General features: G+C 70.0%; 21 protein-coding genes and 3 pseudogenes. 10 read left to right on the forward strand and 14 right to left on the reverse strand.

The genetic code is table 11. The features are described from left to right. Positions 1 to 99: 99 nt before the first annotated feature. Both MB828_RS01965 and MB828_RS01970 read right to left on the reverse strand, forming a co-directional pair. On the reverse strand, positions 100 to 1,692 hold the full coding sequence (locus tag MB828_RS01965) for a hypothetical protein (protein ID WP_301646649.1): 1,593 nt from the start codon (positions 1,690 to 1,692) through the stop codon (positions 100 to 102). 128 nt (positions 1,693 to 1,820) lie between these two features. Beyond that, positions 1,821 to 2,072 (reverse strand): helix-turn-helix domain-containing protein, encoded by a 252-nt coding sequence (locus tag MB828_RS01970; RefSeq protein ID WP_046733830.1) that lies wholly within the window; start codon positions 2,070 to 2,072, stop codon positions 1,821 to 1,823. Positions 2,073 to 2,116: 44 nt separating this feature from the next. Here MB828_RS01970 and map point away from each other — a divergent pair, with 44 nt between their 5' ends. The 3 genes from map (at position 2,117) to MB828_RS01985 (ending at position 7,645) form a co-directional block, all read left to right on the forward strand. Further along, the gene (gene map / locus MB828_RS01975; protein ID WP_301646650.1) at positions 2,117 to 2,896 is read left to right on the forward strand and encodes a type I methionyl aminopeptidase; all 780 of its coding nucleotides are present in this window, start codon (positions 2,117 to 2,119) and stop codon (positions 2,894 to 2,896) included. Positions 2,897 to 3,251: 355 nt separating this feature from the next. Then, positions 3,252 to 5,006: an ABC transporter ATP-binding protein gene (locus tag MB828_RS01980; RefSeq protein WP_301646651.1), complete on the forward strand. Its 1,755-nt coding sequence runs from the start codon at positions 3,252 to 3,254 to the stop codon at positions 5,004 to 5,006. 92 nt (positions 5,007 to 5,098) lie between these two features. Further along, positions 5,099 to 7,645 (forward strand): ATP-dependent Clp protease ATP-binding subunit, encoded by a 2,547-nt coding sequence (locus tag MB828_RS01985; protein ID WP_301646652.1) that lies wholly within the window; start codon positions 5,099 to 5,101, stop codon positions 7,643 to 7,645. Between the two features lie 49 nt (positions 7,646 to 7,694). On the opposite strand, the gene ggt is transcribed toward MB828_RS01985, so the two are convergent. Continuing rightward, complete coding sequence (gene ggt / locus MB828_RS01990) at positions 7,695 to 9,491, reverse strand: gamma-glutamyltransferase (protein ID WP_301646653.1); 1,797 nt, start codon at positions 9,489 to 9,491, stop codon at positions 7,695 to 7,697. A gap of 142 nt (positions 9,492 to 9,633) precedes the next feature. Here ggt and MB828_RS01995 point away from each other — a divergent pair, with 142 nt between their 5' ends. Together MB828_RS01995 and MB828_RS02000 are read left to right on the forward strand one after the other, a co-directional pair. Further along, positions 9,634 to 10,398: a hypothetical protein gene (locus MB828_RS01995; protein WP_133026291.1), complete on the forward strand. Its 765-nt coding sequence runs from the start codon at positions 9,634 to 9,636 to the stop codon at positions 10,396 to 10,398. A gap of 116 nt (positions 10,399 to 10,514) precedes the next feature. Continuing rightward, positions 10,515 to 12,086, forward strand: coding sequence for a CocE/NonD family hydrolase (locus MB828_RS02000; protein ID WP_301646654.1), 1,572 nt, complete (start codon positions 10,515 to 10,517; stop codon positions 12,084 to 12,086). Positions 12,087 to 12,128: 42 nt separating this feature from the next. Here the strand turns inward: MB828_RS02000 and MB828_RS02005 are convergent. The 10 genes and pseudogenes from MB828_RS02005 to MB828_RS02050 form a co-directional block, all read right to left on the reverse strand. Further along, a pseudogene (locus MB828_RS02005) lies at positions 12,129 to 12,362 on the reverse strand (amino acid ABC transporter permease); the annotation flags it as partial. Positions 12,363 to 12,583: 221 nt separating this feature from the next. After that, positions 12,584 to 12,991, reverse strand: a complete 408-nt coding sequence (locus MB828_RS02010; RefSeq protein ID WP_046733836.1) for a DUF6278 family protein — start codon at positions 12,989 to 12,991, stop codon at positions 12,584 to 12,586. A gap of 16 nt (positions 12,992 to 13,007) precedes the next feature. Further along, positions 13,008 to 13,787: an exodeoxyribonuclease III gene (locus tag MB828_RS02015; RefSeq protein WP_133026294.1), complete on the reverse strand. Its 780-nt coding sequence runs from the start codon at positions 13,785 to 13,787 to the stop codon at positions 13,008 to 13,010. 36 nt (positions 13,788 to 13,823) lie between these two features. Continuing rightward, positions 13,824 to 14,459 carry an MBL fold metallo-hydrolase gene (locus MB828_RS02020; protein ID WP_301646655.1) on the reverse strand — a complete coding sequence of 212 codons (636 nt, stop codon included), beginning with the start codon at positions 14,457 to 14,459 and terminating at the stop codon, positions 13,824 to 13,826. Between the two features lie 28 nt (positions 14,460 to 14,487). Next, positions 14,488 to 15,819, reverse strand: a complete 1,332-nt coding sequence (gene pcaC / locus MB828_RS02025; protein ID WP_301646656.1) for a 4-carboxymuconolactone decarboxylase — start codon at positions 15,817 to 15,819, stop codon at positions 14,488 to 14,490. Positions 15,820 to 16,288: 469 nt separating this feature from the next. Then, the gene (locus MB828_RS02030) at positions 16,289 to 17,488 is read right to left on the reverse strand and encodes a site-specific integrase (RefSeq protein WP_301646657.1); all 1,200 of its coding nucleotides are present in this window, start codon (positions 17,486 to 17,488) and stop codon (positions 16,289 to 16,291) included. A gap of 766 nt (positions 17,489 to 18,254) precedes the next feature. Continuing rightward, a pseudogene (locus MB828_RS02035) lies at positions 18,255 to 19,217 on the reverse strand (lantibiotic dehydratase family protein); the annotation flags it as partial. Positions 19,218 to 19,453: 236 nt separating this feature from the next. Continuing rightward, positions 19,454 to 19,633 carry an FxLD family lanthipeptide gene (locus MB828_RS02040; RefSeq protein WP_301646658.1) on the reverse strand — a complete coding sequence of 60 codons (180 nt, stop codon included), beginning with the start codon at positions 19,631 to 19,633 and terminating at the stop codon, positions 19,454 to 19,456. 93 nt (positions 19,634 to 19,726) lie between these two features. Next, the gene (locus tag MB828_RS02045) at positions 19,727 to 19,933 is read right to left on the reverse strand and encodes a hypothetical protein (protein ID WP_301646659.1); all 207 of its coding nucleotides are present in this window, start codon (positions 19,931 to 19,933) and stop codon (positions 19,727 to 19,729) included. A gap of 211 nt (positions 19,934 to 20,144) precedes the next feature. Then, positions 20,145 to 20,591 carry an ATP-binding protein gene (locus MB828_RS02050; protein WP_301646660.1) on the reverse strand — a complete coding sequence of 149 codons (447 nt, stop codon included), beginning with the start codon at positions 20,589 to 20,591 and terminating at the stop codon, positions 20,145 to 20,147. 240 nt (positions 20,592 to 20,831) lie between these two features. Here MB828_RS02050 and MB828_RS02055 point away from each other — a divergent pair, with 240 nt between their 5' ends. The 5 genes and pseudogenes from MB828_RS02055 to MB828_RS46625 all read left to right on the forward strand — a co-directional run bounded on the left by MB828_RS02055 (position 20,832) and on the right by MB828_RS46625 (position 24,666). Then, on the forward strand, positions 20,832 to 22,118 hold the full coding sequence (locus MB828_RS02055) for an XRE family transcriptional regulator (protein ID WP_301646661.1): 1,287 nt from the start codon (positions 20,832 to 20,834) through the stop codon (positions 22,116 to 22,118). Beyond that, positions 22,115 to 22,654: a GNAT family N-acetyltransferase gene (locus tag MB828_RS02060; RefSeq protein ID WP_301646662.1), complete on the forward strand. Its 540-nt coding sequence runs from the start codon at positions 22,115 to 22,117 to the stop codon at positions 22,652 to 22,654. Before MB828_RS02055 ends, MB828_RS02060 begins: the two co-directional genes overlap by 4 nt. Before the next feature lie 15 nt (positions 22,655 to 22,669). Next, positions 22,670 to 22,915: pseudogene (locus MB828_RS02065) on the forward strand (ISNCY family transposase); the annotation flags it as partial. Between the two features lie 132 nt (positions 22,916 to 23,047). Next, positions 23,048 to 24,415, forward strand: coding sequence for an ATP-binding protein (locus MB828_RS02070; protein WP_301646693.1), 1,368 nt, complete (start codon positions 23,048 to 23,050; stop codon positions 24,413 to 24,415). A gap of 26 nt (positions 24,416 to 24,441) precedes the next feature. Beyond that, positions 24,442 to 24,666, forward strand: coding sequence for a hypothetical protein (locus MB828_RS46625; RefSeq protein WP_343236141.1), 225 nt, complete (start codon positions 24,442 to 24,444; stop codon positions 24,664 to 24,666). A gap of 76 nt (positions 24,667 to 24,742) precedes the next feature. Here the strand turns inward: MB828_RS46625 and MB828_RS02080 are convergent, their stop codons facing one another. Beyond that, a complete protein-coding gene (locus MB828_RS02080; protein WP_301646663.1) occupies positions 24,743 to 25,444 on the reverse strand; it encodes a response regulator in 702 nt (233 codons plus the stop codon).

Consider the following 25,444-nt stretch of genomic DNA (forward strand, 5'->3'; position numbering starts at 1 on the left):
CCTCCTCGGAGTCCTTGCCAAGACCATCGTCGTCAAGCCGCGGAGTCGATCGTGTTTCCTACCCTGGTGGAGGAGCGAGGCGCGTCCCGGCCACGCCGGTCAGGACGCGAAGCCCGCCACCCTGAGCGCGTGCAGCAGATCCCAGTGGCGCTGGTCCGAGACCGCCTGTGCCGAGCCGAGGAGCAGCGGGACCAGGCGCCGCGGATCCGGTTCCGCGCACCGTGCGGCCTCCTCCGGGGTGCGGACCTGGACGTAGGTGTCCAGCAGGGCATTTGCCTCGCGGTGGCGGCCCGCCGTGTCCAGGGCGAGGACGGCCGCGCCGATCTCGGTCGCGGGACGGACCACGCCCTGGCGCAGGATCTGCCGGGCGTCCTCGGTCCTGCCCGCGCCGGCGAGGGCGTCGGCGACCGTCACGAGGCGGGCGGGCGGCAGTGAGGCCGCCTCCCAGAGCAGCGTGGCCCAGTCGGCGTCGAGGCCGGCCGTCCGGAGCGCGTCCGCGAGCGGCGGGAGCCGTGGGGCGGGCCACTGCGCGATCTCGGCGAGCAGCGCGTGCGCCTCGCCGCTGCGGCCCTCCGCGCGCAGCCGTACCAGCAGCTCGACGGCCCCGGCCACGGCCTGCCCGGCATCCTCGTCGGGCGGCGCCTGCGCCGGCTCCGGCCGCGCCTCCGCCTCGGCGCCCCCGGCGAACCGGGCGCCGCGCGGCCTGCGCCGGTCGTCGGCCGGACCGGGAGGCGCGGGCGTCCGCGGTACGACGGAGGGCGCGGCCTCGTCGACGGACATCCCGGCGAACCGGGCACTGCCTCGCCGCCGCTTGCGCTGCTTGGCAGGGACGGGCGCGGGCACCGCGGCGCCGGAACCGTCCCCACCTCCGGGCCCGGCACCATCGGTGAACCGCCCACCGGCGTCTCCGGCCGGCGACCCACCCACGTCCCCGGCAAGCGGCTCATCCAGGCCCTCGGCAAACGGCTCACCCAGGCCCTCGGCAGACGGCTGCCCCACGTCTCCGGCAAGCCGCCGGCCCATGTTCTCGGCGTACCGCACGCCTACGTTCTCGGCGTACCGCACGCCCGCGTTCTCGGTGTACGAGGCACCGGCGTCGTCGCCGCGCGACCCACCGCCGCGCGGCTCACCGCCGTGCGGCGCGTCCCCGGCGGCCCCTCCCCCGGCCCACTGTGCGGCCGTCGGTCCTGCGTCCAGCCGGGACAGGCGGGAGCGGAGTTCGGCGCACCGGGCGGACGCCCGTTCGTGGTCGTCGCGGGCCCAGGCGAGGTCGAGGTTCAGCGACTCGGCCTCCTCCCTGGAGCGCGCGGAGCCGAGTGCGCGGCCCAGCTGGGCCAGCCGTTCGGCGGCGTAGCGCTGTTCGCGGAGCATGACGTCGAGGCGGTCGCTCAGGTCGTCCCGGGCGCCCGGCCGGGCGTCGTACGCGGCGAGGGCGTCCGCGTGCAGGGGCCGGGCCCGCTCCGCCTCGGGTACGACGGCCTCGGGACCGTAGCCGGTGGCGAGGTCCTGGAGGAGCGCCGCCACGATGTCCCAGGGCGGCACCTCGTGTCCGTCGAGGCAGGCCCGCATGCCGTCGGGGTCACGCTGCCAGAACACGGCGCACCAGCCGCCGCCGTGGTCCAGGCGCGCCAGCAGACCGTTCAGGTAGTTCGCGAACTCCCGCACCTGGCCCGGGAGTTGATCCACAGTCATCGCCCAACTCCCGCCAGACCGGAACACTCCGGTTCTGTAGGCAACACCAGGCGTGTTACGGGGCTGCTACGGGGAGTTTTCAGGAGGCGCGCAGAGCGCGCTCGTCGGCCGGCGCCGGCCGACGAGCGTCAGGCGGGGACGAGGGCGCACCGCGCCACCAGGTCGTCCATCGACAGGCCGAGCGCGCGGGCGAGGGCGGCGACGGTGAAGAACGCGGGGGTCGGGGCCCGCCCGGTCTCGATCTTGCGGAGGGTCTCGGCCGAGATGCCCGCCTCGGCGGCCACCTCCGTCATGCTCCGGGCACCGCGCGCCTCGCGCAGCAGCCCGCCGAGCCGCTCGCCGCGTTCACGCTCTTCCGGGGTGAGGGGGGTGCGCACCATGCCGTCATTCTAACCCGGTCGAGTAAACCGGTATATTAATTGGCATGGTGGAACTGAAGACAGACGCATCGATCGACGCCATGTACGCGGCCGGGCAGGTCGTAGGACGGGCACTGACAGCCGTACGGGAGGCCGCCGACGTCGGCGTCTCGCTGCTGGAACTGGACGAGGTGGCCCGGGGGGTGCTCCGCGAGGCCGGCGCCTCCTCCCCCTTCCTCGGATACCGACCCTCGTTCGCGCCCACCCCGTTCCCCGCCGTCGTCTGCGCCTCCGTGAACGACGCGATCGTGCACGGCATCCCGACCGCGTACCGGCTGCGCGACGGCGACCTGGTCTCCATCGACTGCGGCGCAGAACTGGACGGCTGGGTCGGCGACTCGGCGATCAGCTTCACGGTCGGGAGACCGCGCCCGGCGGACACCCGGCTCGTCGAGACCGCCGAGCGGGCGCTGGCGGCGGGCATCGCGGCCGCCGTGATCGGCAACCGCATCGGCGACATCGCGCACGCGATCGGCCGGGTGTGCCGGGAGGCCGGCTACGGCATCCCGGAGGACTTCGGCGGACACGGCATCGGCCGCCGTATGCACGAGGACCCGGGGGTGCCGAACGAGGGGCGCCCCGGCCGGGGCATGCCCCTGCGGCGGGGTCTGGTCATCGCGATCGAGCCCATGCTGATCGGCGGCGGCGGGGACGGCTACCACGCGGCCCCCGACGGCTGGACCCTGCGCACGAACGACGGCTCCCGCGCGGCCCACGCGGAGCACACGGTGGCGATCACGGAGGCCGGACCCCGCGTCCTCACCGAGCGGAATTCAAAGGCCTGACACAGCCCGCCCCCGGGCTTCACCTATCACCGCGTGCCGGATTAGGAATTCCCTGTGCCGCTGAGCGGCCCCATTAATGCGCCCGTATACATGTCCGAGACGGGCGGGAAAAGGGCCGCCCGCGGCAGCGAAGGAGTTCTCATGGAAAACGTGCGCATGCGGGTACCGGTCCCTCGGCCCACGCGGCGGCGCCCGGTGCCGCCGCCGCCTCCGCCCCAGGGCGGCCGGCCGCCCCGCCCGAATGCCGGCGGCCGCTGATCCCGTGACGTAACACCGTTCGCGGCGGGCGGACCGGCGAGGGAACGCCCTTCCTCGCCGGTCCGCGCCCCGGGCAAACCGAGGCGGAAGAAGGGCGATGTTCCAGCGGCACGCGAAGATCTCACCTGCCACCGCATTTCGCAGACTGTGGCCGCTCACCCGGCCGGAAAGAATTCACCTGTGGACCGCGGTGGCCTGCCAGACGATATCCGTCGGATGCGATACGGCGGCAATTCAGGTTTTCTCCCATCTCACCGACACGGTACTCACCTCGGCCGAGCCCACGAAATTCTGGAAACCGGCCGGACTATGGCTCGCGGTGGCGCTGCTGGGCGCGGCCGTGACCTTCGCCGCCCATCAGCTGACCAGCCGTGCCGAGGAGGGGTTCCGGCTGCGCTGCCGTGACGAGGTGTTCCAGCACGCGCAGCGGCTGCCCCCGCACTACTACGAGAACAACCCGCCCGGAGACCTGCTGGCCCGGTTCACCGGTGACGTCGACGAGGCGGAGCACGTGGTCGCCTCGGGGCCGGTGCAGCTGCTCAACACCGTCGTCAGCCTGGTCTTCTTCGCGGGTGCCGCACTCTGGCTGCGCTGGGAGCTGGCCCTGCTCACCTTCGCCGCGGCCCCGGTGCTGTGGCTGGGCACCCGGAGACTCTCCCGGCCGGTCAGAGCGCTCTCCCGGGCGGAACGGGACCGGTACGGCGAGCTGGTCGACGCGCTCGACGAGAACCTCGCCAACATGCCGGTCGTACAGGCGTACAACCGGCAGGACACCGAGCGCGACCGGGTGCACCGGCGCGGTGCCGCCCGGATGCGCAGCAGCCTGGCGCGGGCCCGGCTGTCCAACGCCTACCTGCCGTTCGCCGACGTCGTCGAGTCGCTGTCGGTGCTGGCCGTGGTCGGCGCGGGCGCCTGGGAGATCGCCGCCGGCCGGCTGACGGTCGGCGGGCTGCTGGCCTTCGCCGCCTATCTCGGCTACCTCCACCCGCAGGTGCAGGCGCTCGGCGGCCTGGCCGTGAGCATCTCCTCCGCGACCGCCGCCTGCGAACGTCTCTTCGAGGTGCTCGACACCCGCCCCGCCGTCACCCGCGGCACGCCCCGCGCCGACGACGGACCGAGACCTCCGCTGCCTCCACCGCCCGCGTACGGCGGCGGTCCGGGCGTGGTGACGCTGGACAACGTCGGCTTCACCTACCCCGGCGGGAACCGGCGGACCGTCACCGGCCTGGACTTCACCGCGCACCCGGGCCGGCTCGTCCTGATCGACGGCCCCAGCGGCTCCGGCAAGTCCACCCTCGCGAAACTCCTGCTGCGCTTCTACGACCCCACCGAGGGCCGCATCCTCCTGGACGGCCGGGACATCGCGAGCCTTCCGCTGCGCCGGCTGCGGGAGCTGATCACCCTCGTACCGCAGGATCCGATGCTCCTGGACGGCACCATCCGGGAGAACATCGCGTACGGCCGTCCCGGCACCGACGAGCGGAGCGTGCTGCGGGCCGCCGTGGCCGCCGACGTCGACGGCTTCGCCCGGCGCCTGGCCGACGGCTACGACACGTCCGTGGGGCCCGCCGGACGACAGCTCTCCGGTGGCCAGCAGCGGCGGGTGGCGATCGCGCGGGCCCTGGTGCGCGACACCCCGGTCCTCGTCCTGGACGAGCCGACCACCGGCCTCGACGGCGAGTCCGCACGCCGGGTGATGGAGCCGCTGCGGCGTCTGATGGCCTCCCGGACCACCTTCCTGATCACGCACGACGCCCAACTGGCCGCCCAGGCCGATGCCGTCCTGCCCGTCGGCCCGCTGCCCGAACCGCTGGACATGCCCCCCATGGGCGGGCGTGCGAAGGTGGTGTGACCGGGCCCTGCAGGGGCACCCGCGTGGACCGGCACGTCGACCAGCGAGCGCGTCCCGCCAGGCGCCGGGACGCCGGAACGGAACGAACGCTCATGACCAGCGGCTACCCCGGACCGGGCGACTACGGACAGGACCCCTTCGGCGAGTTCCTCGCCCGCTTCTTCGGCGGCGGCGGACCACGGCAGGGCCCCCGCCAGATCGACATCGGCAGGCTGCTCAGTCAGCCCGCCAGGGAACTGGTCAAGGGCGCCGCCCAGTACGCCGCCGAACACGGCAGCCGGGACCTCGACACCGAGCACCTGCTGCGCGCCGCCCTCACGGCCGAGCCCACCCGTTCCCTGCTCAGCAGGTCCGGTGCGGATCCCGACTCGCTGGCCCACCAGATCGACGACCGGGCCGGTCCGGTCCGGCACTCGCCCGGCGAGGCGCCCCCGCCGACCTCGCTGTCCCTCACCCCCGCCGTCAAGCGGGCCCTGCTGGACGCGCATGACCTGGCGCGGGCCGGCGGGGCCGGGTACATCGGCCCCGAGCACGTCCTGGGGGCCCTCGCGGCCAACCCCGACTCGGCCGCCGGGCACATCCTGAACGCCGCCCGGTACGCCGCGGCGGGCCTGCCCCCGGACGCCCCCGAGACCGACCGCTCCCTCTCCGGCACCGACACCCGGCGCCGTACCGGCACGCCCACCCTGGACAAGTACGGGCGCGACCTGACCGAGCTGGCCGCGCAGGGCCGCATCGACCCGGTGATCGGGCGTGACGACGAGATCGAGCAGACCATCGAGGTGCTGTCCCGGCGCGGCAAGAACAACCCCGTGCTGATCGGCGACGCGGGGGTCGGCAAGACCGCGATCGTCGAAGGTCTGGCCCAGCGGATCGCCGACGGGGACGTGCCCGACATCCTCTCCGGGCGCCGGGTGCTCGCCCTCGACCTGCCCGGCGTGGTCGCGGGCACCCGGTTCCGCGGCGACTTCGAGGAGCGGCTGAACACCATCGTGGGCGAGATCCGCGCCCACTCCGACCAGTTGATCGTCTTCATCGACGAACTGCACACCGTCGTCGGCGCCGGGGGCGGCGGTGAGGGCGGCGCGATGGACGCCGCCAACATCCTCAAACCGGCCCTCGCCCGGGGCGAGCTGCACATCGTGGGCGCGACCACCCTGGAGGAGTTCCGCAAGATCGAGAAGGACGCGGCACTGGCCCGCCGCTTCCAGCCGATCCTGGTGCCCGAGCCGACGGTCCCGGACGCCATCGAGATCCTGCGCGGCCTGCGCGACCGCTACGAGGCCCACCACCAGGTCCGCTACACCGACGAGGCGCTGGTCGCCGCCGTCGAGCTGTCCGACCGCTACCTCACCGACCGCAGGCTGCCGGACAAGGCGATCGACCTGATCGACCAGGCGGGCGCCCAGGTCCGGCTCGGCTCGCGCACCAAGGGCAGCGACGTACGCGCCATGGAGCGCGAGATCGAACAGCTCGTCCGGGACAAGGACCAGGCGGTCGCCGACGAACAGTACGAGCACGCCACGCAACTGCGCGACAAGATCGGCGAGTTGAAGACCCGGATCACCGAACTGTCCGGCGAGGACCAGGCGGACGAGGGGCTGAACCTGGAGGTCACGGCCGAGGCGATCGCCGAGGTGGTGTCCCGCCTGACCGGCATCCCGGTGAGCAGCCTCACCCAGGAGGAGAAGGAACGGCTGCTCGGCCTGGAATCACACCTGCACCAGCGGGTCATCGGCCAGGACGAGGCGGTCGCGGCCGTCGCCGAGGCGGTGCTCCGCTCCCGCGCCGGGCTCGCCAGCCCGAGCCGCCCGATCGGCAGCTTCCTCTTCCTCGGCCCGACCGGTGTCGGCAAGACCGAACTGGCCCGCGCGCTCGCCGAGGTGCTGTTCGGCAGCGAGGACCGGATGGTCCGCCTGGACATGAGCGAGTACCAGGAACGCCACACGGTCTCCCGTCTGGTCGGTGCCCCGCCCGGATACGTCGGCCACGAGGAGGCCGGCCAGCTCACCGAGGTGGTCCGCCGCCATCCCTACTCGCTGCTCCTGCTGGACGAGGTGGAGAAGGCCCACCCGGACGTCTTCAACATCCTGCTCCAGGTGCTGGACGACGGCCGGCTGACCGACTCCCAGGGCCGCACGGTGGACTTCACCAACACGGTCATCGTGATGACGAGCAACCTGGGCTCGGACGTGATCAACCGGCGGGGCGCCGGCATCGGTTTCGGCTCCGGCGGCGAAGAGGCGACGGAGGAGGCCCGCCGCGAACAGGTGCTGCGCCCGCTCCGGGAGCACTTCCGCCCGGAGTTCCTCAACCGCATCGACGAGATCGTGGTCTTCCGCCAGCTCACCGGCGAGCAGCTGCACCAGATCACCGAACTCCTGCTGGAGCACACCCGGCGCATGCTGCACGCCCAGGGCATCACGGCCCACTTCACGGACACGGCGGTCACCTGGCTGGCGGACCACGGCTACCAGCCGGAGTACGGCGCCCGCCCGCTGCGCCGCACCATCCAACGTGAGGTCGACAACAAACTGTCACGCCTGCTGCTGGACGGCACGATCGAGGAAGGCAGCAGCGTCACCGTGGATGTCACGGACGGCCGTTTGGAATTCCGCCCACAGAAGGCGCCCCTTTAGGGGCGCGGGGAACTGCGCGAACAGCCCCCACGCACCTGCGGCCCGCGAACTACGGTGCCGGATCCACCACCTGCGCGGACCCCCCACCCCGCCGCACGGTCTCCGCCGCCGCCAGCCACTTCCCACCGGGCAACCGCTGCACCCCGGTCGCCGCCCCGATCTCCGGGTTCAACGAGAACGAGTGCCCGATGGCCTCCAACTTCCCCCGCAGCACGGAGTCGTTGTACAGCGCCGGCTCCAACTCGGTCTTCGCGGCGTTCCGCTGCGAGGCACGAGGCGCCGCGATCGCGTCCACCAACGGCAGGTGCCGGTCGAGGAACTCGGTCAGCACCTGGAGCACGGTGGTGATGATGGTCGCCCCACCGGGCGACCCCACCGCGACCACCGGCCGGTTCGCCTTGTCGAGGACGATCGTCGGTGAGATGGAGGACCGCGGCCGCTTCCCGGGACCGGGCAGGTTCGGGTCGTGCACCGCGGGGTTCGCCGGGGCGAACGAGAAGTCGGTCAGCTCGTTGTTGAGCAGGAACCCCCGCCCGGGAACCGTGATCGCGCTGCCACCGGTCTGCTCGATGGTCAGCGTGTAGGAGACGACGTTGCCCCACTTGTCGGCGACGGTGAGGTGAGTGGTGTTCTCCCCTTCGTACGTGGTCGGCGCCGGAGTCCCCGTCGAACCCGGGTCGTTGGGGTCGCCCGGCGCGACCGGGCTGGTGAGCACGGCGTCGTCGCTGATCAGCTTCGCCCGCTCGTCGGCGTACCGCTGGGACAGCAGCCCCTTCGTCGGCACGTTCTCGAACGCGGGGTCGCCGACCCAGCGCCCCCGGTCGGCGAAGGAGATCCGGCTCGCCTCGATGAAGTGGTGCAGATACTGCACCTCGCCGGCCTTGGAGAGGTCGGTGTTCTCCAGGATGTTGAGCGCTTCCCCGACCGTCGTCCCGCCGGACGACGACGGTGCGATCGAGTACACCTTCAGCCCGCGGTACGACGTCTCGGTCGGCGCCTGCGACTTCGCGCGGTAGGCGGCGAGATCCTTCGCGGACAGCTTGCCCGCCCGCGCCTTCCAGCCCGAACCCGGGTCCACCGGAGGGTTGTTGACGGTCGAGACGATGTCCTTGCCGAGGTCGCCCCGGTAGACCGTCCCGATCCCCTTCTTGCCGAGCTCCCGGTACGTACGGGCCAGCTCGGGGTTCTTGAAGGTGGAGCCGACCACCGGCAGCTGCCCGCCCGGCAGGAACAGCTTCGCCGTGTCGGGGAAGTACCGGAACCGGGTCTCGTTCGCGGCGGTCTGCGAGCGGAACGTGTCGTCGACGACGAACCCCTTGCGGGCGATCCGCTCGGCCGGCTTCAGGACCGTGCCGAGCCGCTCGGTCCCCCACTGGTCCAGCGCCGACTGCCAGGTGGCGGGCGTGCCCGGTGTGCCGACGCTCAGGCCGCTGCTCACCGCGTCCGCGAAGGCGAGCGGTTTGCCGTTCTCCACGAACAGGTTCGAGTCGGCGGTCAGCGGCGCGGTCTCGCGGCCGTCGATGGTGTGGACGGTCCGGGACCTGGCGTCGTAGTAGACGAAGTAGCCGCCTCCGCCGATGCCGGACGAGTAGGGCTCGGTGACGCCGAGCGCGGCGGCGGTCGCCACGGCCGCGTCGACCGCGTTGCCGCCCTTGCGCAGTACCTCGATCCCGGCGGCGGTGGCGTCCGCGTCGACGCTGGAGACGGCGCCGCCGTACCCGACGGCGACCGGGCTCTTCCGGACGTCCGTGCCGCCGGAGTGGGCCGGGGGCGCGGCCGCCCCTACCGACACCACGGCGGCCGAGACCGCCAGGACGGTGAGTTTCCGCGGGACAGGGCGACGCATCCGCACCTCCAGTTCGGGAACGTCCGCGCAGCGTATCCGCGAGGTGGCGACCCCGACAGCCGGATTCAGGGCACTTCATACGACTGGCACACTTCGAACACGGGTCCGTTCCGGCCACCCGCGCCCGCTAGCATGCGCGCCCATGAATGACGACCTGCGCAACATTGTCCTCGGTGTGGTGGCCGCCGGCATCAGCGCCGCGCTCGGCTGGCTGGCCCGCACCTATCTCTGGCGGCGGAAGCTCCGCCGCAAGCAGGCCTTCTTCGGACTTCCGGAGAACTCGGAGTCGCTGCTGGTCGTCAACCGCGATCCGGCCACCTCCGAGCCGGCGGTCCACCGGTTCGACGTGTTCGCGCTGCTGGAGCTGGCCGCCCTCATCAAGGACTGCCGTGCGAACCTCCAGATGGTGACGCAGGACAACGTCCAGCAGGGCTTCGGGGAGCGCACGGAGTTCTGTGTCGGCGGCCCCGGTTCGAACCGCCGGATGCTCGCCCACATGTCGGCGATGCTGCCCGGCATACGCGTCAACGTCGATCCGGAGCCGGGACCGGACCGCGGTGCCTTCCAGATCGGCACCGAGCGCTACCGGCTGGATCCGGGCATCACGGAGCATGTGCTGCTGGCCCGGCTGACGGCGGGCCAGCGCCCCGACGCCCGCCCGGTGTTCCTGTTCTGCGGGCAGCGCGCGATCACCAACCAGGCCGCCACCCGCTACCTCGCCCGCAACCACGAACGGCTCGCCCGCAAGCACGGCAACAGCTCCTTCGTCCTCCTGCTCAAGGTCGTCAACTCGCAGGCGTACGGCCCGGACGTGGTCGAGCTGGTCGCGGACGTCACCCGTGCCGCACAGGCGCCATTGCCGCCGGCGGCGACCGAGCCCGCTCGCTCGTCCCACCGCGCGTCCTGAGTGCCTGCACACTTCAACAATCTTTACCGGCACGTAACTTACCGGCGGGTTACTTCCGGTAAGGCATCGCGGTTACCGTCTGGTCACTTTGCACTGACACGAGTGAGGAGTGACCGATGGGACACGGTCGTCGTACCACCGCTCTGCGCACCACCGCCGCGGCCGCCGCCGCGGCGGCCCTGATCGCCGGTACCGTCGTCGGCCTGGCTCCGGCCGCCGAGGCCGCCGGCTCCGTCCGCTTCGTCGACATCACCGGTGACGGCGGCACGGTCCTGAAGGCGAACGTCGTCATGCCCGCGGGCGCCGACGCCACGCAGCACTACCCGCTCGTCGTGCTGCCCACGAGCTGGTCGTTCCCGCAGGTCGAGTATCTGGCCCAGGCCCAGAAGCTCGCGGACTCCGGTTACATCGTGCTCAGTTACAACGTGCGTGGGTTCTGGCAGTCGGGCGGGCGGATAGAAGTGGCCGGTCCGCCGGACGTGGCGGACGCGTCCCGGGTCATCGACTGGGCCCTCGCCAACACCGCCGCCGACCCACGGCACATCGGGATCGCGGGGGTGTCGTACGGCGCCGGGATCAGTCTGCTGGCCGCCGCGCACGACAAGCGGATCACCGCGGTCGGCGCGCTCAGCGGCTGGGCGGACCTGATCGACTCGATCTACTCGGGGCGCACCCAGCACGTCGAGGCGGCGGCCCTGCTGGACGGCACGGCGACTCTCACCGGCCGCGAGAGCCCCGAGGCCGCGCAGGTCTTCAAGGACTTCTACGCCTCGAACATGGACCGGGAACAGGCCCTGATCGAATGGGGGGCGAAACGTTCCGTCGCGACCTATGTCGACCAGCTGAACAAGAACGGCGCGGCCGTCTTCATGGCCAACGCCTGGAGCGACAGCATCTTCCCGGCCAACCAGTACGCCGACTTCTACGGGAAGCTGACCGTCCCCAAGCGCCTCGAACTCAGGCCCGGCGACCACGCCACCGCCGAGATCTCCGGCCTGCTCGGGCTGCCCAACGACGTGTGGACCGACACCGAGCGCTGGTTCGACCACTACCTCAAGGGTACGGACAACGGCGTCGACCGCGAGCAGCCCGTCCAGCTCAAGTCCCGTAGCGGCGGCGGCTACGAGGGCTACCCGGACTGGAAGTCGGTGGGCGCCACCCGCCGCAAGCTCGACCTCGCCGGCTCCACCACCATCCACGCGAACGTCGACTCGGGCGCGGACGGCGGGGTGGTCCTGCTCTCCGGCCTCCTCGACCAGGTCACCTCGGTGCCGCCGGTCGCCTCGATCCCGCTGCTGCCCCGCCGTTGGGCCGCCGTCTGGCAGTCCGAGCGGTACGGCGGCGCGCAACAGGTCCGCGGCACCGCCCGGTTGCACACCACCCTGACCTCGACCAAGGAGAGCGGCACCCTCGTCGCCTACCTGTACGACGTGGGCCCGCTCGGCCTCGGCAAACTGGTCACCCACGCGCCGTACACCTGGTACGACCGGACGCCCGGCAAGGCGTTCGACGTCGACCTGGACCTGTTCTCCACGGCCTACGACGTCCCGGCCGGCCACCGGCTCGCGCTGGTGATCGACACGGTGGATCCGCTCTACATCGAGCACAACCCGTCCGGCGCGCAGCTGACCTTCTCCTCGCCGGTGAACGACCCGTCCTACGTGTCCGTTCCGCTGCGCGAGCAGTGATCTCCGGCTGCCGCCGGCCGGGCCTGGCCCTGGCTGCTGCTCCTACGGTCGAGGGGCCGTTGGGGGTCCCCCACCGGGCAGCAGCGTCCCTGGTTCGGCCGGGGCCGCCTCGACGGCCCCGGTCTCAGGACTGCGCCGCCCCCGGCGGGCCACCCGACCGGCGGACCACGAGAGCGACACGCACATCCCGGTGCGGATCGGCGAGATCACCATCACCACAGGGATGAACGGCAAATCGTAGTCGAGGTTGGACGCGATCGGTTTCCCGGCATCGAGAACTCCTGGTGGGTGGCGGGCACATGGCAGCCGAGGGCGGGGCCGGCAGCGAGGCGCCGTACGTGGCGCCGGCCCGCTCCCGGCAAGGTCGCGGTCGCCGCAAACTATCCAGCCGCGGGTGACCTTGCGGCGCGACACGCACCTTCCGGACATAAGCCGTATTTACGTCGCCCTTATGCCCGGCCCGGTGACTCCCTCGGGAGCCTGCGCACGGCCGTCGATCAGGCCTCGGAGACCTCCGCGTACAGCTGCGAGAGCTCGGGAACGCCGCTCGCGGCCCAGTCCTGGCCGGACCCGACCACCTCGAACTCCCGCCCGGAGGACAGCCGTACGACCGGCTCGCCGTCGGCGCGGATCTCCCACTGCGCGCCGGGCACGGTCCGGATCAGGACGGTGCCCAGATACAGGCCGGCGTCGGTGCCGAGCCAGGCCAGCCTCTCCTCGTCGTCCCGCCAGCGCGGGAGCAGCTGGTCGAGCGCCTCCAGCGAGGCCGGGGTGTCGTCGAGCGCGACGCCGTCCTCGGCCGCCTGGGCGCGGAGCAGCTCGCACTCGGCGAGCAGCTCGGGGTCCGCGGTGTGGGGGACGTCACCGGCCTGGCCGTGCCTGTTGCCCAGAAAGGGGATGTGCATGGTCCCAGGTTGACACTCAGACCTCCAGGTCCACCACCACCGGGGCGTGATCGGACGCGCCCTTCCCCTTGCGCTCCTCGCGGTCCACGTAGGAGTCCTTGACGGCCTTGGCGAATGGCTCGTTGCCGTACACCAGGTCGATGCGCATACCGCGGTTCTTGGGGAAGGCGAGCTGGCGGTAGTCCCAGTAGGTGTACGGGTGGTCGTACTTCAGGGGGCGCGGGACCACGTCGGACAGGCCCACCTCGCGCAGGGCGGTCAGGGCGGCCCGCTCGGCCGGGGTGACATGGGTGAGGCCCACGAAGGCGGCGGGGTCGAAGACGTCGTCGTCCGTCGGCGCCACGTTGTAGTCGCCGAGGACCGCGAAGGGGCGGCTGCCGCCCGCGTCACCGGCCACCGCCGCCTTCAGCGCCTCGAACCACTGGAGCTTGTACGCGTAGTGCGGGTGGTCCACCTCGCGGCCGTTGGGCACGTACACCGACCAGACGCGGACCGGGCCGCAGGTCGCCGAGATGGCGCGGGGCTCCACCCCGCCGTCGTAGCCCGTGTCGCCGGGCAGGCCCTTGACGACGTCCTCCAGGCCGACCTTCGACAGCACCGCCACGCCGTTCCACCGGCCCGTCGCGTTCACCGCGGCCTCGTAGCCCAGCTCGCGCAGGGGCTCGAACGGGAACTGCTCCTCGGCGACCTTGGCCTCCTGGAGGCAGAGCACGTCGGTGCCGCTGCTCTCCAGCCAGGCCAGGAGCCTCGGCAGGCGGGCGGTGATCGAGTTCACGTTCCAGGTCGCGATGCGCATGCCCCACAACCTACCGGGCCCCTCTGACAACGTGCCTCAGACGTCGGCGGAGGCCCCCGCGGCCAGCCGCAGGTGCTCCGTGCCGCCCAGGGCACCGACCTGGCGGTCGTAGATCGGCCGGGCCAGGTCGGTGAGCAGGGCGTCGTGGATGTCGTAGGCGCGCTGCGGCCGTACCTCGCGGACGTAGTCGATGACCTCGGAGATCTTGTTCCAGGGTGCCATCACCGGGAGCATCAGCGTCTCCACGGGGCGGTCGGGGACGGTGAGGGCGTCGCCGGGGTGGAAGACCCTGCCGCCGTCGACGAGGTAGCCGACGTTCGTGATGCGCGGGATGTCGGGGTGGATCACCGCGTGCAGTTCGCCGTGCACCTGGACGTCGAAGCCGGCCGCGGTGAACGCGTCGCCGTGGCCGACGGTGTGCACCCGGCCCGGGAACGCCGCCGCGAGCTGGTCGGCGACCGCCTTCAGGGTCCAGATCGCGACCGCGGGGTCGGCGTCCAGCGCGGCCCGCAGCCGGCCCTCGTCGAAGTGGTCGGCGTGCTCGTGCGTGACCAGGATCGCGTCCGCGCCGACGGCCGCGTCCGCCTCGCTGAACCCGCCGGGGTCGATGACGAGCGTGCGCCCGTCCTTCTCCAGGCGCACGCAGGCGTGGGACATCTTGGTGAGCTTCATGGTCACCATCCTGCTCCCATGCCGTCCGTCAGTCCTCGGGGGTGGTCTCCTCCCGGACGACCTGCTGGGCGACCCGGAACGCGCTGCTCGCCGCCGGCATCCCGCAGTACACCGCCGTCTGGAGCAGCACCTCCTTGATCTCGTCCGGGGTGAGGCCGTTGCGCAGGGCCGCCCGGACGTGGGATCCCAGCTCCTCCAGGTGGCCGCCCGCGACGAGCGCGGTGAGCGTGACACAGCTGCGCGAACGCCGGTCGAGTCCCGGCCGGTCCCAGATCTCGCCCCAGGCGTAGCGGGTGACGAGGTCCTGGAAGTCCCCGGAGAACTCGTCGGCCTGCGCCAGCGCCCGGTCCACGTGCGCGTCCCCGAGCACCTCCCTGCGGACCTTCAGTCCGGCGTCGTACGGGTCGGGCCGGCCGAGCGACTGCGGCGCCACGACGGCCGGGGCGATCTCGGCGATCGGCGTGACCTGCGGGGCCATCCGGGGTCCGGGCTGGAGCACCACCGGCGGCCCGGCGGCCTGCACCGGCTTCGGCGGAGCGGCCGGGACGGCCATCTGGCCGGTGGTGGAGTCGAAGGCGGGCTGCCAGGCGGTGGAGAAGTGGCGGACCAGGAGGTCGGTGACGGCGGCCGGCTGCTCGACCGGGACCAGGTGGGAGGCGCCGGGTACCACGGCGAGCCGGGCGTCCGGGATCCCGGCGACCAGGGTGCGGGCCTCGGCGGGGCCGGTGACCTGGTCGTCCGAACCGACGAGCACGAGCGTCGGCACGCCGATCCGGCCGATCTCGGTACGGACGTCGAAGCCGGCCAGCGCCTCGCAGGCGGCGATGTAGCAGCCGGGGTCGGTGGTGCGGACCATCTGGACGGCCCACTCGGTGATCGCGGGCTGCGCGGCGGCGAACCCGTTGGTGAACCAGCGCTCGGGCGAGGTCCGGGCGATCGGGTCGAGGCCGTTCGTGCGCACGATCACACCGCGCTGGCGGAACTCGTCCGCCGTCCCGAACCGGGGGGAGGCGGCGACCAGCGCCAGCGAGGCGATCCGCTCCGGGTGGCGCAGGGCGAGCTCCATGCCGACGGCGCCGCCGAGCGCGCAGCCCGCGTAGCCGAAGCGCTGCACGCCGAAGGAGTCGAGGGTGAGCAGCAGCCGGGCGGTCAGCTCGGCGACGGAACCGGCCGGGTGCGCCGGGGCGCCGCCGTGCCCGGGCAGGTCGTAACGGAAGACCCGCCACTGCTGGGTCAGCTCCGGGATCTGCCGGTCCCACATGTGCCATGTGGTACCCAGAGAGGGACCGAGGATCAGGACTGGGGCGTCTTCTGGCCCGTCAAAGCGGTATTGCAGGGTGTTCGTCGGTGTCTCACTCACCCGCCTGACCCTCTCATCTGTCACGAGATGTCACATCGCCGGGGTAAACCGAGCGGGCCTTGCCCCGCTCCGGCACTGCCGGACCACCGACGAGAACCCAGGTGGACGTTCTCCGGCAGGTACTCGTGGCCGTGTCGGCAGCGGGTTCTCCGGGCGCGTGCCCTCCTTCAGTCGCTACGAGCAACGCTTTCCTCTTTGATCACGGCCTCCGGGCGGTTCGGGTTGCAGCATCGAGTGTGGTGGCACGAACGAGGCTCGTCACGACTCGCCTGGAAACTTCCCGGAATCCCGCCCAACAGCGGCTTGAACACCACAACGGTGAACGCTTGGTAGAAGTCTTGGCCGTAGCCGGATGCTCTCAGTCACAGCCACTGGTCCACCAGCACGCGGACTCCGAATCCACCTCGCCCCAATCCGGCAGGCCACACGACTCGCAAGGCGCTCGGCTCACAGCCCGCGTGACCGACTCTTACCCTTCCGCCGCACCCCCGTGCAGGCGATCCCACGTGGTGGCGGCTCCGCGAAGATCTTCTACATCCGGCTTGACGTACCACCGCTTGGTCGTCTTCACGTTCGTATGTCCGGCCCATCGCGCGAGGATGTGGTCCGGAACGCCGTTGTTGGCCAGGAAGGTGAAGCACGACGAGCGTGCGTCGTAGAGCCTGACGCGACGGAGCCCGAGAAGCTCCATAAGCCGGTACGCACGTCGGCGAAGTTGCTTGATCGTGAAGGCTTCGCCCGCCTCGTGCGCCAGCACGTAGCCCGACACCGTGTACGCCTCCCCCAAAGCGAGCCTCTCCTCCGCTTGGAGGGCCCGGAAGGCCTTGAGTGCTCCCAGTACCAGCGCCGGCAGCGGCAGATCCCGCTCACCGGCAAGAGACTTGGTGTCCTTCTCCACCACGTATCGGTTGCCCATCATCGTACGCGTGTTGGCAATGACGATCGTAGCGTTCTCCAAGTCAACGTCTTCCCACCGGAGGCCGCACACTTCAGCCGGCCGAAGCCCCATCAGTGAAAGAAGAAGCGCAGCATGGAGACGCTCACCCCTAATTCCATGTATGAATTTCTGAACCTCCTGGACGTTCCAGGGCGGAACCTCCTCCTTGGTCTTTCGCTCTTCCTTGCGCGCTCTCCGGGGGATGGTCACGTAGGCAGCGACATTGACGTACACCAACCGCCGAGTTACGGCTCTCCCCAGCGCTTCCTTCAGCCGAGCGAGACTCATATCCACACTCGTGACGCTGAGTGGCGTCCCAGCCCTCTTACCGCGCACGCGGCCATGCGCCAGCGCCCAGTCCCTCCACTCTTCCACGTGCTCTTCAGTAAGGTCCTGGAGACGGATATGACCGAGCCTCCCCCGAACTCGGTCCAGGGTGATCCGGTAGTTGTAGATGGTGGTTTCTTCGAGGTCCTCAGCTTTCATGGCCAGCCACCGGTCGAGCCACTCATTCACAGTGAGCTTGTTGGGCGGTACAAGCGACCCGTCATGCCGCCGATTAGTTATGTTCGCATACTCAGCCCTAGCTTCCCTCAACGAGTCGAAGGTGCGCCTCAACTGCTTACGCTTCCCAGTTTCGGGGTCGACTCCCGCGTCGACAACAAACCGGTATCGAACCTTCCCCTTCGAGTTCGGTGGAAGTTTCTTGATGGGATCGGACAGAATACTCACTCTCCTCGAACAGGCAGACAAATCTCACAGTGCCGCGTCTACCGATCGGGTTAGGTAAACTGGCGGCACTATTCGCTACGGCTCCACCGCCAAGCGCAGCCGGGCGCAAGCACCACTAATGCTCCTCACAATCCCCGGTTTCGGTAACCGGGGATCGTCTGCTATGTATCGCCCTGCACTCGGCCCCGCCCGCGAGGACGCGAGGACCTCTCGGGCACGGTGGCGGCCGCGTCGTAGTAAGTCCTCACCGAACAGTCCTGCCTCGCAGACAAAGAACCCAGCGCCGTAGACGGAGCGGCATAGTCCTCCGTCATCTGGGCGGTCCACGCGTTCGCGACGCCAAGTGCCAAGAGGATGGGGGCGATGAAGCGGGTGGATCGGATTGCGGGTACCTGCAGGTGGACCTCCTTTGGGCTGCTCGGTCACGAGCCCGAGCGGCGCGGGCAGTGGACTGGGGACGACCAATTCAACTCGGAGGCCCGCATCCCCTTGCTGACCTGGCGTTTCCCGGGCCGTTGTACGTTGACATGATCCCGGTGGAGGTTCCAGTCCGTTGGGGCTCTTTCCCGTCTGCCGTGAGCTGAAGGTTTCCGCCAAACGCTTGCTCACCGCTCGGGCCCGACTGCGTGTGGATGGAAACCCTCGGTCACGCCGTCGACTGGAAAGCGGCGGGCACGAGCTCGGTCGCATCCTGGCCCACCATCTCCCCCACGGCGATGACCCACCGGCCCAAAGTCAACTGGTCGCGTCTCCTCACTGGCCCAACTACGCCGTACCGCTCGTAGAACCGCTGGTGGTACGCGCCCCACGCTGCGGTGCCGTACGGGCGGGCGCTGACGCGGGTCAGAATCAGGGCCGCGCGCTCGATCTCGCGGGCGACCGCGTCCGGCAGAACGAGCTGCGCGTCCAGGCGCAGGTCGAGCGCAACAGGGTGGCGGCGCAGGCCCGGCACGACAGCGCCCATCCGCGCTGCGACGCCATCTCGCCCGGCAAGCGACATGCACTTGTTCAGACCGGTTCGGATCGCCCGCAGCTCGCGCACGATCTCCGAGACTGGAGGGAGGGCCTCGGCATCGATCACGTCAAGCTGGTCGAGCAGATGCCCGAGGGCGTCGGTCTCGGTGCTCGGCGCCTGCAGACTCGTGATCAGCACACGGCGCTGGATCAGCTCCACCAGCAGCCGGTACACCTTCTATGGCCCGGCCTCGGGGAATTCCGCTTGGAGCTTGTCCGCGAGCGCACCGAACCGGACTGGCGCCCGGGTCGCGGCGCGGACCGCGCGTACGGGCTCGGTCAAAGCCAGGGACGCCTCAACCGCGCGAGTCCGATCGTCTTGGGCATCGGATTGAAACAGCACGATGAGCCGGTCCCCGCGGCTCGTCACGGTGTTGTTGACGACCACCGGCAGCCGTTCGAGGAGGTCGGGGCAGGACTCCAACGTCTCGACGACGGCGGCCAGCCACTCTGCACCTGCATGGCCGACGGCCACGTGCTCCACACCCCAGCGTGCGCCCGCCTGCGGACCGAACTCCGCGACAGTCACACCGGCGAAGAGCCCGAATGGCGTCGCTCGGTGCTGGAAGCGCAGTAGGTAGCGGGCCACGGACAGAGCCGCACGGCGGACGTCTCGCGTTGACGGCTCATCAGCCCTGCACAGGGTCCGGACCTGCGCGGCCAGGACCGGGCTGGCGTGTTCCAGGGCTTCGGCGAGGTCGCCGTTCGCCCAGATCTCGCGCAGCCAGGCGACACGGGTGGCGGATCCGTTGGGAGAGTGATCGTCGAGGTCAGGGGGCGGAGGACCCGGCAGTGTCGGCCAGGCAACGGCCCGTATGAGAGCGGTCGTGCCAGTTCGGAACGCTGGGCGCGGAGCAGCCACCACTACCTCCGTAGGTGAGGGACGGGCAGCTGGTGCCGCCACGCCACAGGGCGCGGCGGCACCAGCCCGGAGCGACGTGAAGCCGCGGGTCAGGCGACGTTGGTGGTGCAGGCGCCGCAGGTGCTTCCGCAGTTGTCGTCGGTCAGGTTGACCAGACCCGCGGGATCGGCGACCTCGACGAGGGACACGTCCAGGTCAAAGCCGTCCGACGTCCTTGGGACTTGCTGGCTCACATGAGTGCTGCTCGGCACTACCGTGCTGCGTGTCATGCCAACTCCTCTGAGTGGTTGGGATGTTGTTGTGCGGAGGTGCCCGCCACCAGCCATGCGGCACAGTCCGCACGGCCGGAGGCGGGAGTCTGGTCAGACGGCAGTCGGCCGCCGTTCCATGAAGTAGGAGAGCGCCTGAGCCTTGAGCCGGTCGAGGCACGGCACGCAGGCGTGGACCGGGGCGTGCTGCCCGTCCCACTGCAGTGGGCCAAGCCAGATCACGAGCACCCCGGTGCGCTCGCACCCGAGCCAGCAGTCACCGTTGACCCAGTGCTCCTGCGTGCCAGGGCGGGGGGTCATAACTTGGCTCCCGTCCGCGGTCCAGGGGTGGGCGACCAGCAAGTGGGCCCGCACACCCAGAGCCGGAACACAAGGCCCCGATGACGAACATCGCCCAAGAACTCGCCGCTCACTCCCAGGTACCGGGCACAGAGCGCGCACTCCATGGCCATCTGCTGGCGGGGACGGAGGCGGGCGACGTCCGGCACGGGCGGGGTATTCACGGTCGGCTTCACTCGTCGCCCTTCATGAAGAGTTCGGCCCAGACCTCTTTGCACCGTGGACGCTCGTCCGGGCCGTGCAGGTCATAGCCCCAGCGGTCGGCGATGCCGTCGATCAGGAGCAGGCCACGGCCTGACTCGTCGTCCTCCCTGACCTGCCCGAGCACCGGCTTGCGCGATGGCGCCCGGTCCACGACCCCGACGCGCACCCGTGTCGCGCTCGGCCGCCCAATGATCAGACGGATCGAATCGCACGGGGTGTGCCTGACGGCGTTCGCGATCAGCTCCGAGATGATCAGCGCGGCGACGTCGGCAAGGTTGTCGAGGTGCCATACGCCGAGGACGTCACGGACGAGCTTGCGGCCGATTTCGGCCGTGGCGGGCTCGCACGGGAAGGTCTGACTGTAGGCGGGGCGGCCTGTGGGGGCGACCTGAACCGGCTTGCTGAGACTCGTCATTGGGGTTGAGCCTTCGTGTCGTCTCGGCGCCCGGCCCACCCCCGCGTGGAAAATCAGGGGCGGAACGGGCCGTCAACAGCCGCCCACACGGTGGGCGTGGCGGGCGACCGACACCAAGACAACTCCCCTGCCACGCAAGGTGATTAGGACGATTAGCCATCCGTCCATCGGAAGAACCTAGGGCGATTTGAACGTCTCTTTACCTGGCAGGTCAGGGGAAGTGCGGGCTACCGTGCGGACATGGACACCACGCGCAACACCGTTCTTGAGGCGTGGATGGCCGAACATGGCTACAGCTCCAACAGCCTTGCTGACGCTGTCAACAGGGCCTTAGAGGATCTGACCGGGAGACATGGCGGCCTCGACGGTTCATCGGTCCGGGACTGGAAAGCAGGCAGGGTGACGTGGCCCAAATCGGCTACCCGCAAGGCACTTGAGGACGTCAGCGGCCTGCCCGCTATCGCTCTAGGGTTCGTGCCACGGGGCCGGGCTCCGTCCACCCCCGCCCCATCGCAGCAGGAGGACCCCGACATGAAGCGCCGTACCCTCGTCGGAGGCATCGCGGCGGCTGCCGCCGCAGCAGCCGCCGCTCCTGGCACTGCATCCCCGCGCCGCATCGGCATGAGCGACGTCGACCGTCTACAGAAGCGCTTCGCCGAGATCATCGCCAGCGACCACCGCCATGGCGGACAACTCGGCATCGAGCAGCGGGCCGCCGCCCTCGCCGACGAGGCACTCAACCTCCAGAACGCGGGCAGCGCCACCCAACGGGTACGCAGCAGCCTCTACGCCTCAGCAGCCGCCTTCCGCTCCTCCGCGATGTGGGCCGCCATCGACGGCCGGCGCTACGACGTCGCCAAGGCACACATGCGCGAAGCCCAGGCCCTTGCCGAGATGTCCGGCGACCAGGCGATCAAGTTCCGCATCTGGAGCCACGCGGGCACCATGTACCGGCACATGGGCCGTCCCGCGGACGCGTTCGCCGCCAACGACGTCGCCCGGAACCTGCACCTCACCCGCCGAGACCCTCTGTTCGCCTCCCTCGGCCTGGCCCGCCAAGGCGCCATCCACGGCGCGGCCCAGGACCGCACCGGCACCCGACGCGCCTTCGAACAGGCCCAGGACGCCATGCTGCGCGCCGACCCCGCCGACTACCGGCCGGTGTGGATGCTCGCCTTCTACGACCAGGCCGAACTGGACTCTCTTGCCCTGTCAGCGCACTTGGCGCTCGGCGACTACTCGACCGCCGAGTACCACGCCCACCGCTGCCTGTCCGCCCTCCGGCCCCACATGATCCGCTCCCGAGCCATCACCACGACCCGGCTCGCGCACGCCCAGCTCGCCCAGGGCGCCCCCGAAGCTGCCACGGTCACCGCGATGAAGGTCTCTGCCGAGGCCGCTACCCAGCACGCCCGGGTCACGCGCATGCTGCAGGAGTTCGGGGCCGCGCTGCGCGCCACCGCGCCGGGCAGCTCCAGCGTGCAGACCTGGACCGAACACGCCGCCACCTGGAGGATGGCCGCATGACCACGGCTTTCGCCATCGAACTGCGCACGTTCACAACCCTCGACACCGCCCGCGGCGACCTCCTCGACGTGTACGCCGAAGTGCGCGCCCCCCTCCTCCACCTGCCGAACTACGCCGTCACAGCGTTCGGCGAACGTCTGGACCGGCACAGCACCGAGCCCGGGTTCGCGGCTGTACTCGCGTACGCAGGCAGTCATCCAGTCGGCTACGCCTACGGGAACACCATCGAGCATGGCGATCGGTACTGGCAACGCACCAGCCCCGCCCCGCCTGAGAAGTACACCCAGCGACCGGCCGTAGCCCTGAAAGAGATCGGCGTCCGGCCGGCCTGGCGGAAGACCGGCACTGCCCGACGTATCCACGATGCGCTCCTCGCCACACGTGACGAGCCGTTCGTCACCCTCATGGTCAACCTCGCCGCCGGGGACGGAAAAGTCCACGCACTCTACAAGTCGTGGGGGTACGAGGACATCGGGCAGAGCCAGCCGTCAGTGGCCTCACCCGTCCTCACCGTGATGATCCGCGCAGCCCGCTGAACAGCAGCCACGACCGGCTTTATCGTCGACCACCAGGTCCAGCGCGGAAACCCGGCCGATGCGCCGCAACTGGTTCCCTCGGTGCAACGCGCCGCGTCACTGACGGGCCGCCCGCCGGGCACGGTCGTCGCCGACCAAGGCTTCGGCACCGCGACCAACGATCTCGCCTTGGCCAAACTCCGCGTCCAGCGCATCGGCCTGCAACGAGCCGGCAAGCCTGAAAAGGCAGGGCGCGTCGGAAACAGATCGAAACCGACACGGTCTGAGGCACCATCGACCACTTTGAGCCAAGGAAACACCTCTGTCCCTTCGGTATCAGATACTGCTTTGACTCACGGCGGCCGCAGGGGTGCGTCTCCGCGTGAGCGGGGTTGGAACGATGTCGGGAGTGCGATGCAGCTGACCCATGCCAACGTGATCAATTTCCGCGCCCTGGACAAGGCGGACGTGCGCATCGATCACCAAACCACGCTCATCGTGGGACGCAACAACAGCGGCAAGACATCGTTCGTCAACCTCTTCGAGAAGTTCTTCGGTGACGACGACACACGCTTCGTGCTGGAGGACTTCTCCACCTGCCGGATCCCCGACATCGAGCAGGCACTGCAGATCTTCGGCGAAGCACAGCGGCATGCGGCCGAAGGCGATCAGGAGACGCATGAGGACCTGCTGGCCAAGGCGTGCGAGCTCGTGCCGTCCATCCGGCTGGGACTCACAATCGAGTACGCCGAGGACGACGACCTCGCTCCGCTCACGGACGTGATCCTGGACCTCGACGACTCCTTTTTCACGGTCAAGATCGAAGCGGCACTGGAGGCAGCAAGGCCGCACGACCTGCTCAAAAACTTCTGGACGGCGAGTCAGAGGCCGAAGTTCGAGCCCATCAAGTGGCTGCGCAAGAACTTCACGGACTACTTCGCCCCCGTCTTCCGAGCAGTGAGCCCGCTCGACGAGAAGGTGACAAAGGAGATCAAGCGCAGTGCCGCGCAGGCGATCGTCTCAGTCAAGTTCGTCTACGCGCAGACCAAGGTCGACGACACCCCGGGAGACAAAGCCCGCACGCTGTCCAAGACGTTCGAGACCTACTACAAGGTCAAGAGCGGGCCTGAGGGGCGTCATCAGAGCATCGAGCAGATCGAGGATGCCCTGGCCGCAGCGTCGCTGGAGCTCGACACCAGCTACAAATCGCTGTTCGACCGGGTCTTCGAAGACCTCCGTAGCTTCGGGGTCGGGACGATCGCACCCGTCGAGAAGCCCCGCATCGTGTCTCTCATGGAGGGCTCAGGCATCCTCAGGGGCAGCACGCGGCTCCAGTATCCTTCTGGAGACGGCGACTACCACCTTCCTGAGGGCCGCAATGGGCTCGGCTACAGTAAGTTGATCTTCACGATCCTGCAGGTCATCAGCTTTCACCAGGCGTACGAGCGTGCTGCCCCGAAGCCGGCGCTCCAGGTGTTGTTCATCGAGGAGCCCGAGGCCCTCCTGCATCCCCAGATGCAGGAGGTCTTCATCAAGAACATTCAGGACTTCATCAAGCGCAAGGCCCCGTGGAAGGTGCAAGTGGTCATCACCACGCACTCTTCGCACATCGTCGCCAGCGGCGGGTTTCACTCAGTGCGGTACTTCGACCGCTCTAAGCCGGACGGCAAGGTCAAGGACCCTTCCACCTTCCAGGCGAAGGTCAAGGCCACTCCTGACGGTGACGAGACGCTGCGGTTCCTGCGCCAGTACATGGTCCTGCACCGTTGCGACATGTTATAGAGGCCGCCCGCGCGCACGGACTGCGGGTGCCCGGCGACATCAGTGTGGGCGGCTTCGACGACACCGCAGCTGCCGGCACCTATGTCCCTCTGGGCCATGCGCTGGAAGCCCGCCACGCAGGCCTTCGACATCGCCTTCGACGGCCGACTCTCCGTCGACCGCCGCTAACTCGGCCCAACCCGAGTTACGCCATTGGCTGGCCCCTCCGGCGATACCACCGCCCACTCCACATGCGCTCGTGCAACGGGTAGGTCGTCAGACATGGCGTCTTCTCGCAAGTACTTCCCGGCGGCAGTTGGCCTGCACGAGACAGGCAGCACCGGCCGGTTAGGTTCGCGGTTGCGCGTAGCCGTGCTGCCAGGCCCAGGCCGCGATCTCGACGCGGTTCCGGGCGGCCAGTTTGAGTTGGACGCTGGAGAGGTGTGTCTTCACCGTGGATAGCGAGACGTACAACTCGGCGGCTATCTCGGTGTTGGTGTGTCCGAGTGCGACCAGGCGGACCACATCGAGCTCACGCTCGGTCAGGGTTTGAGCAGGCGGGGTGGGCGCAGCAGGCTGGGCGGCATCTGTCTCCTGTGCTGTGGTGATGTGTCTGAGCAGGCGGACGGTGACGGAGGGGGAGACGAGCGAGTCTCCTTGTGCGGCGGCGCGGACGGCTTCTGCGAGGAGGGTGGGGCCGGAGTCCTTCAGCAGGAAGCCGCACGCTCCGGCGCGCAGTGCCCCGTAGACGTACTCGTCGAGGTCGAAGGTGGTGACCACGACCACCCGTAGGGGGTCGGCCACGTCCGGCCCCGCGAGTAGCCGGGTCGCCGTGAGGCCGTCGAGTTTGGGCATCCGGATGTCCAGCAGGCATACGTCGGGCCGTTCTCGGCGGGCCAGTCCCACGGCTTCCTCGCCGTTGGCGGCCTCGGCGACCACGGTGATGTCCGGCTGGGCCTCAAGGAAGAAGCGGAAGCCGGTGCGGACCATGTCCTGGTCGTCGGCGATGAGGACGCGGATGGGCGAGGAGCTGGGAGCAGGGATGGGCAT

Origin of the sequence: Streptomyces arenae (assembly GCF_022343545.1) — a bacterium.
Lineage (GTDB): Bacteria > Actinomycetota > Actinomycetes > Streptomycetales > Streptomycetaceae > Streptomyces > Streptomyces humi.

Bases quoted from the DNA above. Each gene is read 5' to 3' on its own strand.
- MB828_RS01965 (WP_301646649.1), bottom strand. From the start codon at position 1,692: ATGACTGTGGATCAACTCCCGGGCCAGGTGCGGGAGTTCGCGAACTAC.
- MB828_RS01970 (WP_046733830.1), bottom strand. From the start codon at position 2,072: ATGGTGCGCACCCCCCTCACCCCGGAAGAGCGTGAACGCGGCGAGCGG.
- map (WP_301646650.1), top strand. From the start codon at position 2,117: ATGGTGGAACTGAAGACAGACGCATCGATCGACGCCATGTACGCGGCC.
- MB828_RS01980 (WP_301646651.1), top strand. From the start codon at position 3,252: ATGTTCCAGCGGCACGCGAAGATCTCACCTGCCACCGCATTTCGCAGA.
- MB828_RS01985 (WP_301646652.1), top strand. From the start codon at position 5,099: ATGACCAGCGGCTACCCCGGACCGGGCGACTACGGACAGGACCCCTTC.
- ggt (WP_301646653.1), bottom strand. From the start codon at position 9,491: ATGCGTCGCCCTGTCCCGCGGAAACTCACCGTCCTGGCGGTCTCGGCC.
- MB828_RS01995 (WP_133026291.1), top strand. From the start codon at position 9,634: ATGAATGACGACCTGCGCAACATTGTCCTCGGTGTGGTGGCCGCCGGC.
- MB828_RS02000 (WP_301646654.1), top strand. From the start codon at position 10,515: ATGGGACACGGTCGTCGTACCACCGCTCTGCGCACCACCGCCGCGGCC.
- MB828_RS02010 (WP_046733836.1), bottom strand. From the start codon at position 12,991: ATGCACATCCCCTTTCTGGGCAACAGGCACGGCCAGGCCGGTGACGTC.
- MB828_RS02015 (WP_133026294.1), bottom strand. From the start codon at position 13,787: ATGCGCATCGCGACCTGGAACGTGAACTCGATCACCGCCCGCCTGCCG.
- MB828_RS02020 (WP_301646655.1), bottom strand. From the start codon at position 14,459: ATGAAGCTCACCAAGATGTCCCACGCCTGCGTGCGCCTGGAGAAGGAC.
- MB828_RS02040 (WP_301646658.1), bottom strand. From the start codon at position 19,633: ATGACACGCAGCACGGTAGTGCCGAGCAGCACTCATGTGAGCCAGCAA.
- MB828_RS02045 (WP_301646659.1), bottom strand. From the start codon at position 19,933: ATGACCCCCCGCCCTGGCACGCAGGAGCACTGGGTCAACGGTGACTGC.
- MB828_RS02050 (WP_301646660.1), bottom strand. From the start codon at position 20,591: ATGACGAGTCTCAGCAAGCCGGTTCAGGTCGCCCCCACAGGCCGCCCC.
- MB828_RS02055 (WP_301646661.1), top strand. From the start codon at position 20,832: ATGGACACCACGCGCAACACCGTTCTTGAGGCGTGGATGGCCGAACAT.
- MB828_RS02060 (WP_301646662.1), top strand. From the start codon at position 22,115: ATGACCACGGCTTTCGCCATCGAACTGCGCACGTTCACAACCCTCGAC.
- MB828_RS02070 (WP_301646693.1), top strand. From the start codon at position 23,048: ATGCAGCTGACCCATGCCAACGTGATCAATTTCCGCGCCCTGGACAAG.
- MB828_RS02080 (WP_301646663.1), bottom strand. From the start codon at position 25,444: ATGCCCATCCCTGCTCCCAGCTCCTCGCCCATCCGCGTCCTCATCGCC.